The 7,596-nt window shown below is 62.8% G+C and carries 4 protein-coding genes; 3 read left to right on the top strand and 1 reads right to left on the bottom strand.

Features of this window, described 5'->3' with window-relative positions:
• Nucleotides 1–479 precede the first annotated feature (479 nt).
• On the bottom strand, nucleotides 480–2,081 hold the full coding sequence (locus tag ABIB25_RS28995; protein ID WP_354531982.1) for an nSTAND1 domain-containing NTPase: 1,602 nt from the start codon (nucleotides 2,079–2,081) through the stop codon (nucleotides 480–482).
• 416 nt (nucleotides 2,082–2,497) lie between these two features.
• On the opposite strand from ABIB25_RS28995, the gene mobF reads away from it, so the two are divergent.
• From mobF to ABIB25_RS28980, 3 genes are read left to right on the top strand one after another with little or no spacing between them, the layout of a single operon-like run.
• Nucleotides 2,498–6,223 carry a MobF family relaxase gene (gene mobF / locus ABIB25_RS28990; protein ID WP_354531983.1) on the top strand — a complete coding sequence of 1,242 codons (3,726 nt, stop codon included), beginning with the start codon at nucleotides 2,498–2,500 and terminating at the stop codon, nucleotides 6,221–6,223.
• Between the two features lie 57 nt (nucleotides 6,224–6,280).
• A complete protein-coding gene (locus tag ABIB25_RS28985; protein ID WP_354531981.1) occupies nucleotides 6,281–7,243 on the top strand; it encodes a hypothetical protein in 963 nt (320 codons plus the stop codon).
• 59 nt (nucleotides 7,244–7,302) lie between these two features.
• Nucleotides 7,303–7,560 (top strand): DUF8548 family protein, encoded by a 258-nt coding sequence (locus ABIB25_RS28980; RefSeq protein WP_354531980.1) that lies wholly within the window; start codon nucleotides 7,303–7,305, stop codon nucleotides 7,558–7,560.
• The last annotated feature ends 36 nt before the right edge of the window (nucleotides 7,561–7,596 follow it).

Raw genomic sequence — 7,596 nt, 5'->3', positions numbered from 1 at the left:
CCGGCCCCGTCAAACCCTCGAATGGCTCAAACCGAAAGAGAAACTCGATATGCTATTGTTGGAGTCAGGTGAGGCACTCGCTGGTTGAAATCGCCGATCCTCCCCAGTGTCCGCGACCATAAGAAAGCCAATCGCACTAGCTTTCGGATCGTCGACACATAAACTATTCAGACGGGGCTGCCAAGCTCCTAGATGATCCATCATCAGCCGCCCCCAGTCATCGATCAGCAACGCAGCAAAGCCGACCGAATCCAGTTCTAGGCGCAAAGCCGAACAGACCGCCTCTGGCGTTTGACCATCGCCCGGTCTTACCAATATCGGCTTCCGACCTGTTACGTCCTCATAGGACACCGCTACACTTGCGAGAAGAGTCGTTCGTCCAGCACCTCCCAGCGTACGGATTAGAATCTTTCGACCATATACCAAGTTCTGAACCAGCTCTTCAGTAAACAGCGAGAGATTGCCGGAGGCGTCCACAGTTACACAATCCCCCTAGTTAATGCGCGCATTCGCACCGATCCATCGGTTCGAAGAAGACCATACGCAGCCGCATGCTCGACACCCTTGATGTCCGCGACAAATCGTCCCTCCCTCGACAGCTTTATGCGCACGTCCAGCGCCTCGGCCTCATCGGGGTACCATTCCTCAAAACTACTCGGCATATCTAACGCGTGCTCAAGGGGCGTCCCCGGTCCTGTGGCCTCCAAGGCATTCATGACGTCTTGCAAATCGACTTGATACGGGACCTCACCTGCGGGCCTATGGCGGTGAATGAACGAGCATGCCTGCCGGGTTAACAGTGGATGGCCGCCATACTCGGCGAGCAGTTCGTCGATCAAGACGGAATCTCGGAATCTCATACCTGTTCGCTTCCCCAACGTCCGCACCATTGCCTGAAGCTCGTCCCGATCAAGTGGCTCGATGAATTCTACCGATGCGAATTGATATAGAGGATTCGCTAGCCCTCGAACTTTCGGCTTCTCGAAGAGGCTTGGATCAACGCCAGCGCACAGCATTACTGGAGCGAGCAACCCGCGCGCCTGCCTGCGCTGCACAAACGCCCTCAACTGTGAAAGTGCCCTCAACAGTCCTAAATCATCTTCATCTTCATCTAGAGCGAGCGTCCTCCCTGGCAGCGCAGTGTCGACCTCATCAATGACCAGTAAGGTTCCAGCAACACCGAGACTACCCAGATTATCTAGGACAGCCCCTAGATCTCTAAGCCAAAATTCGCGTACGGTGTCGCCTCTTGGAGCTGATACGCTGAGCAGACGGCCGGCATTTCCTCCCAATCGCGTGACCTCATCCGCGAGGGCCTTAACCACTTCCGAACGAAACCTTCCTGGGGTTCCGAAGTATTCATTCAGATCTAAGTTGCCCACTGCCCATCTACGGTCGATCTCGAGCCCTGATACGCGATTTAGCAGACTGCTTTTGCCTGCCTTGCGAAGCCCAAAGATCCCGGTGTGCTGACCCACATCAAGTCTTTGAAGGACTGAAGCAATATCCCGCTCGCGCCCGAAAAAAGCACTCGCTGCCGTGAGTGGAGTTGTTACGTTAAAATGATCCACCGTCGAGAGCAATGATGCAAGATTCTGTCTGAATGGTGGTAGTCCTGAAGGTAAAAGTTTTGCGTCCAAGACGAGAATAGATGTTTCTCCCGCACGCTGCCGCGCAAGCCGCTCAGCTTGTTCATCAACCGTGACGAGGACGGCCAGTTGCTCCTCCGTGGACGCATTCTCGCGGAGGAGCCTCTGCAGCTCGTTTAAGATTCGAGGTTCGACCTTCTCATAGTCAGTCGCGAGAAATAGCACTTCACGGTCGATATCGAAGATCTGCTGCGCGGTCTCAGGCAGTACACAGAAGACGGACCATCGTCCCTGCTTCCCACGCTCCACACGCACAACGCGCAGCTCGTCACGCTTAAGATAGGTCAAAAGCGCTTCAGCATGCGGGTAGGCGCGCCGAAACTCATTGATCTTTTTCTCAAGGAACTCCTGGTTCGAAGTCTGGTTTGTCAACAAGCTCTCCTCTTCACGGCCTTGAATCTCGCATGCGAAGCATGCCAGATCGGGGTTCATGTTCGCAGCTGGGGACCCGGCCCCCGCGGGACCCGGCAGAGATCGACAGGAGTCGCGTGCCCGGCGCTTGTGTTCCGGTCAATGAGCCCGACAGTCTGTTTTGCCTCGCGCGACTTCCCCGTGAGAACTTCCGTTGCCGCATAACGAAGCTCAGCATCCTCCTGCACGTCCTTGGGCTCCGCTTCTAGCTGCCTCGTCACGGCGTTGTCGCCAATGGTGCCAGCCGGCCGGGCACCGGCATCCACCGTCGCCCTCGCCATCTAGCGGTGCGGGCGAACCGGCCGGACTCCAAGGCCCGAAGACCTCGAGTAGAGGTCCAACGGTTGCTGTCAACAGCCGTAGTGACGTTTGACAAGGTCGCAACAGAGGCCAGTCACTGAACTCGCACCGCCTGCTCCCCATTTCGGATCGTGACGATGTCGATGGTCCGGATGTCCTCCGTGGACTACCTGACCAGCCACATCGCGGCCGGAGACGGATCGTCGCCGCGCGCTGGCTCGCCCATGACCCGGTACTACGCCGCCGACGGCTACCCACCCGGAACGTGGATTGGATCCGGCCTGACCGCGCTGGGCGACAACGGCCTAAAGCTCGGATCCGAGGTCACGGAGCAGCAGCTCCGAGCCTTGTTCGAGGCTGGCTGCGATCCGATCACCGGGAGCAAGATCGGTAGTGCCGCCTCGGCCTACCGAACGAGAGCCCAGCGAATCGAACGCCGCGTGGCCGCACTGCCGGAAACTTTGCCGGAGCTGGCCCACTCCGCGGCCATTCGCCAGATCGTGAAGGAGGAGCAAGACACCCCCACCAGGAAAGCCGTGGCTGGTTTCGACCTGACGTTCTCTGTTCCGAAGTCGATCTCGGCGCTGTGGGCTGTCGCGGACCATGGCCTGCAAATCAAGCTGTACGACGCACATCGGGCCGCCTTAGCCAACACGCTGGAGCTCATCGAGAACGAAGCTCTGTTCACCCGGACCGGCGCTCAAGGAGTGGCTCGCACAAGAACCACCGGCATGATCGCATCGGCATTCGACCATTGGGACTCCCGCAAGGGTGACCCGCAGCTCCACACGCACGTTACCGTCGCCAACCGCCTCCAGGGACCCGATGGCAAGTGGCGGACCATCGACTCCAAGTCGCTCTTCCGCGCTGCGGTGGCCTACAGCGAGACCTACAACCTCCTCCTGGCCGACGAGGTCACCCGCCGGGTCGGCATCAACTGGGAGGGGCGAGAGCGAGGCCGCGGCCGGCGCCGCGCTCGTGAGTTGGTCGGCGTCCCCGACGGCCTGCTCGCGATCTTTTCGCAGCGGTCAGCCGACATCGAGGCAGCGGTAGACATCGCCATCGATCAATACGTACTCGCGCACGGCCGCCGTCCTGACGCCCGGTCCCTCAACCGCATGCGCCAGCACTACACCTTGGACACTCGGGAGCAGAAGAAGTCGACGTCGTTGGCCGAGGCCGTCACGATGTGGGCCGCGCGCGCAGGGAAGGTGCTGGCTCAAGACCCGGTCGGCTGGGCATCGACCGTCGCTGACGCCGCGCTGACGCGACCGCCCGTCATGCTCCGCGCTGACGACGTTCCCGGCAGCGCGACCAGTTCGATGGCGGCGCAGGTGGTCGACGAGGTGGCGTCACGACGGTCGACCTGGACACGTTGGAACCTCACCGCCGAAGCAGTCCGTCACATGCAACAGGCAAATTGGCAGTTCACGAGCGCCGGTGACGCCGTCGCCGTCAGGGACCGCATCGTGACGGCCGCTGAGACGTTGTCCGTCATGCTGACCGCCGGGCAACTCACACCGACCCCCGACGCGTTCCGCGAGCGTGACGGGACCAGCCGATTCGGCCGGCCCCAGGTCTTCACCTCACGTCAGGTTCTCGACGCCGAAGACCGTCTCCTGACGGCCGCGAACAGTCACGGTGGTCCGGCAGTCAACGCCGACCGAGCCGCTGTCATGGCGCAGTCCGTCCTACCGGGCCGCAGCTACCGGCTCTCCATCGAAGACCAGGCACCGGCCGCCATCATCATCGCCAGCTCGGGCCGGATTGTGGATGTCCTGGTCGGTCCGGCCGGGACCGGCAAGACGACGTCTATGGCCGGCGTCCGGGCCATGTGGGAGTCCGAGTTCGGCGCAGGCAGCGTGGTGGGTCTCGCACCTTCGGCCAAGGCAGCAGAGGTACTGGCCTCGGATCTCGGCATCCTCACCGACAACACCGCCCAATGGCTCGCACAACAGGAGCTCCAGGGAAAACGGACCGAGCGGATCGCCCTCCTCGACCGCCGGCGGCATCAGCTGCGGGCCGACGGCGTGGATACGACCGCCATCGACGGCGCTCTCGCCGACGTACGAGCCGTGCACGCCCGCTGGAGCCTCCGCGCGGGGCAACTGTTGATCGTCGACGAAGCCGGCATGGCCGGCACCTTCGCGCTGGACCGTCTCGCCCAGCAAGCTATCGCAGCGGGAGCCAAGCTGTTGCTGGTCGGCGATCCCCATCAGCTTTCGCCGGTGGAGACCGGAGGAGCATTCGGTCTGATCGCTTCGGCAAGGACTGACGCTCCGACCCTGACGGTTGTTCGCCGCTTCACCGATGCAGATGGCACCAGGCGCAAGTGGGAGGAAAGGGCGGCAGCGGAGATCCGTCTGGGCGATGCCGATGCGATCGATGCGTACCTGGACCATGGGAGATTCCTCGGCGGAGCCGGCGAAGCGATGACGGACGCGGCCTACAACGGATGGCTCGCCGACACCCGCAGTGGCAGCAGATCGCTGCTGATCGCGGCTGATAACGACTCGGTCCACGAACTGAACCTGCGGGCTCGCGCCGACCTCGTCGCCGCCGGTCGGGTCAAGGACGACAGAACCGTGCGTCTGCACGACGGATCTCCGGCCGGCCGCGGCGACATCGTGGTCACGCGCGAGATCGACCGGTATCTGCCCGACGGAACCGGGGCTGGACCCGGCCCGCGAGCCGGTCGACGGTCGGAGGGGTTCGTCCGCAATGGCCAGCAGTGGTCCGTTGAACGAGCACGCACCGACGGCTCGTTGACCGTCCGTCTCCTCGGCGCCGACGGGCTGGCAGGTGCAGCCCAGATCACGCTGCCGGCCCACTACGTCGCTCACCACGTCGAGCTCGGGTACGCCACCACCGCGCACCGGGCGCAGGGCATGACAACAGACACTGCGCACGTTCTCGCTGGCGCGGCAATGGCCCGCGAGACGTTCTACGTCGCAATGACACGAGGCCGGCGGAGCAACCAGGCCTACCTGGTGACCGACCCACCGACCCCAGGTGGTTTATCCGAGGATGGGGACGTTCACATGCACGGTCCTGACGCCGAGCCGTGGACCCGGCGAGAGATAGTCCAAGCGATCTTGGCCAATTCCAGCGCGGCGCCCTCCGCGCACGAAATGATCCGCGATGAGCAGGAGGCGGCCGGGTCCATCAGGCAGCTCGCTGCTGAAGCGGAGACCATCGCCAGCTACGCCCACGACGTCGCTACCGTCGAGGCGGTCTATGCGGTGCTCGGCGACCATCCCGCCACTCAGTCGCTCATCGACGGGGCCGATTTTGATGAGCTGGTCAAGGCCAGCCGAACCGCTCGCACCTGGGGTCTTGACGTGCAGACGGGCATTCACCAAGTGGCCACGCGGAAGGCACCCGAGACGGCGGGCGAGCTGGCCGATCAGCTTCGTGCCTGGACGAACGCGGTCACCATCGACCAGATCCAGCCTCGTCGCCTGCTGGTGGCAGGCGTACTCCCCGACGCCACGGCCGGCCTGACCGACCAGGAAATGCTGACCGCCCTAAACAGCCGGTACCTGCTGATCGAGCACCGTGCGGATGCGGTCCTGGACCGCGCGACCTCCGAAGGCTCCCTATGGATCGCGGCCCTACCGGCGCCGTCCGCGCACCCGACCGAGCGCTGGAGGTCCGCAGCTCGAACGGTCGCTGCATATCGGGACCGGTGGTCCGTCACAGACGACCGTCCGCTGGGCTCGCCCCCGGAACACGGCTCATCGTTTTCCCAGCGAGCCGACTACCGCCTGGCCTCTCAGGCGTTGCGCGCTCTGGCGGAGTCGGTCGATCGGCCAATCGCTGCGAGCCCTGCCGGCCGTCGATTCGACGGTCGGGATATCTAGCTCCAATTCGCTGAACTGCAATCAGGGGTGACAAGGCCCGACCTCGAAGGAGATCTCATGACCGCCACGACAAGCTCCAAGCAGCGAGGACCGGACCCTCAGTCGACGCGCCTAGACCCGGCCGACCAAGCGGAGCGTCCTGGCACGATTCCGTGGGAGCTGCTGGGGGCGAGCGACTATCGGAATGAGTTAACAGACCTCGGCACCTGGCTGGAGTGGCTCGTGCCGACGTATCGCATCCCGCCCAGCGTCATACCGCCGTGCTGGTTCCTGCACCCCGGTCTTATCGAGGAACTTGGTCACCTATGGACCGGATGGCGGGTCACCCGCCATGCGGACTCCGGCGTGGGCATGGTCGGGCTCGACTGGGACGGCCACCGCGAGCGTGCCACCAGTCGACTGCGCGAACTCGTAGCAACCGCCGGGTGCAACGGCACGAACCACTCGCCGAAGCCAGGGCCGGCCCTGAACCGTGACGAAGAGCTTTGGGAAACGCACCTTAAAACCGATGCTGAGTCCCGCAAACGCAAATCCACTGAACGGGCCATCCGGAGTTCCGCCGAGGAGGTCCTTGTCAAAGCCGAGCAGCGCGACGAGTTGGCGGTGGACATCCTGGCCGATGTGGCCACAGACCCAGCTCATCCAACGGCAGCCGAGATCGATCAGGGCGCCATGGCACTCGAGAAGAGTTCGTGGGTAGCCGCAGCAGAGGCACAGCGGCGTGGTCGAGACACACGAACGCATATCGGCAACGCCGCTAGCGAATCACTCCTGACCACGGCATTAGTCACGGCCCGCGACGAGGTTCTGACCCGGATCGCGGCCGGCTGCGATCCGGCCGAACTTGAAGCAGCTATCAGACGATGGCAGGCTGCGGCGACAAGCGCAGTGCCGACCGACGACGCACTTCGTCGGGCGGCCGCCACAAATGTTGGCCGGTCAACAGCCGCCAACCACTTGGCCTCGGCCAGGTTCCGACACGACGTCGCAACCATGCTGAATCCCACTGCGACTACCTAGGCTCGGATCGAAATGGGCCGGCTAACCGGCCTGTCGGGGCTCGTGCGATGGTGTCATACGTGAAACTCACGCCAGCTCAGCTTGAAGCACTGACGTCGCGTTGCACCGACAAGCTCGGTGATCACGCAGCCATGCAGTTGCCTGCCGATTATGGCTACCCCGACAGCCTGGCCCTCTGCGTCATCGATGCAGTCCAGTCAACGGGCATCAAGTACGCCAACGTCTTGAAAGTGACGAAGAATTACCGAAACTACAGGTTGGAGTGTTCCCGATTTTGTGGACTCGAAGTTAAGCCGCAAGCTCGTTTAGATGTCTAAATCCTAACTCATATTCCACGGGTGTCAAGTAGCCAA

This window comes from Nakamurella sp. UYEF19 (assembly GCF_040546275.1).
Taxonomy (GTDB): Bacteria; Actinomycetota; Actinomycetes; order Mycobacteriales; family Nakamurellaceae; genus Nakamurella.
The sequence above is the reverse complement of the archived record's forward strand: the minus strand, read 5'-3'. Positions and strand labels throughout refer to the sequence as shown.

Coding starts and splice junctions, on each gene's coding strand:
- mobF (WP_354531983.1), top strand. CDS start 2,498: ATGTCGATGGTCCGGATGTCCTCCGTGGACTACCTGACCAGCCACATC.
- ABIB25_RS28995 (WP_354531982.1), bottom strand. CDS start 2,081: ATGAACCCCGATCTGGCATGCTTCGCATGCGAGATTCAAGGCCGTGAA.
- ABIB25_RS28985 (WP_354531981.1), top strand. CDS start 6,281: ATGACCGCCACGACAAGCTCCAAGCAGCGAGGACCGGACCCTCAGTCG.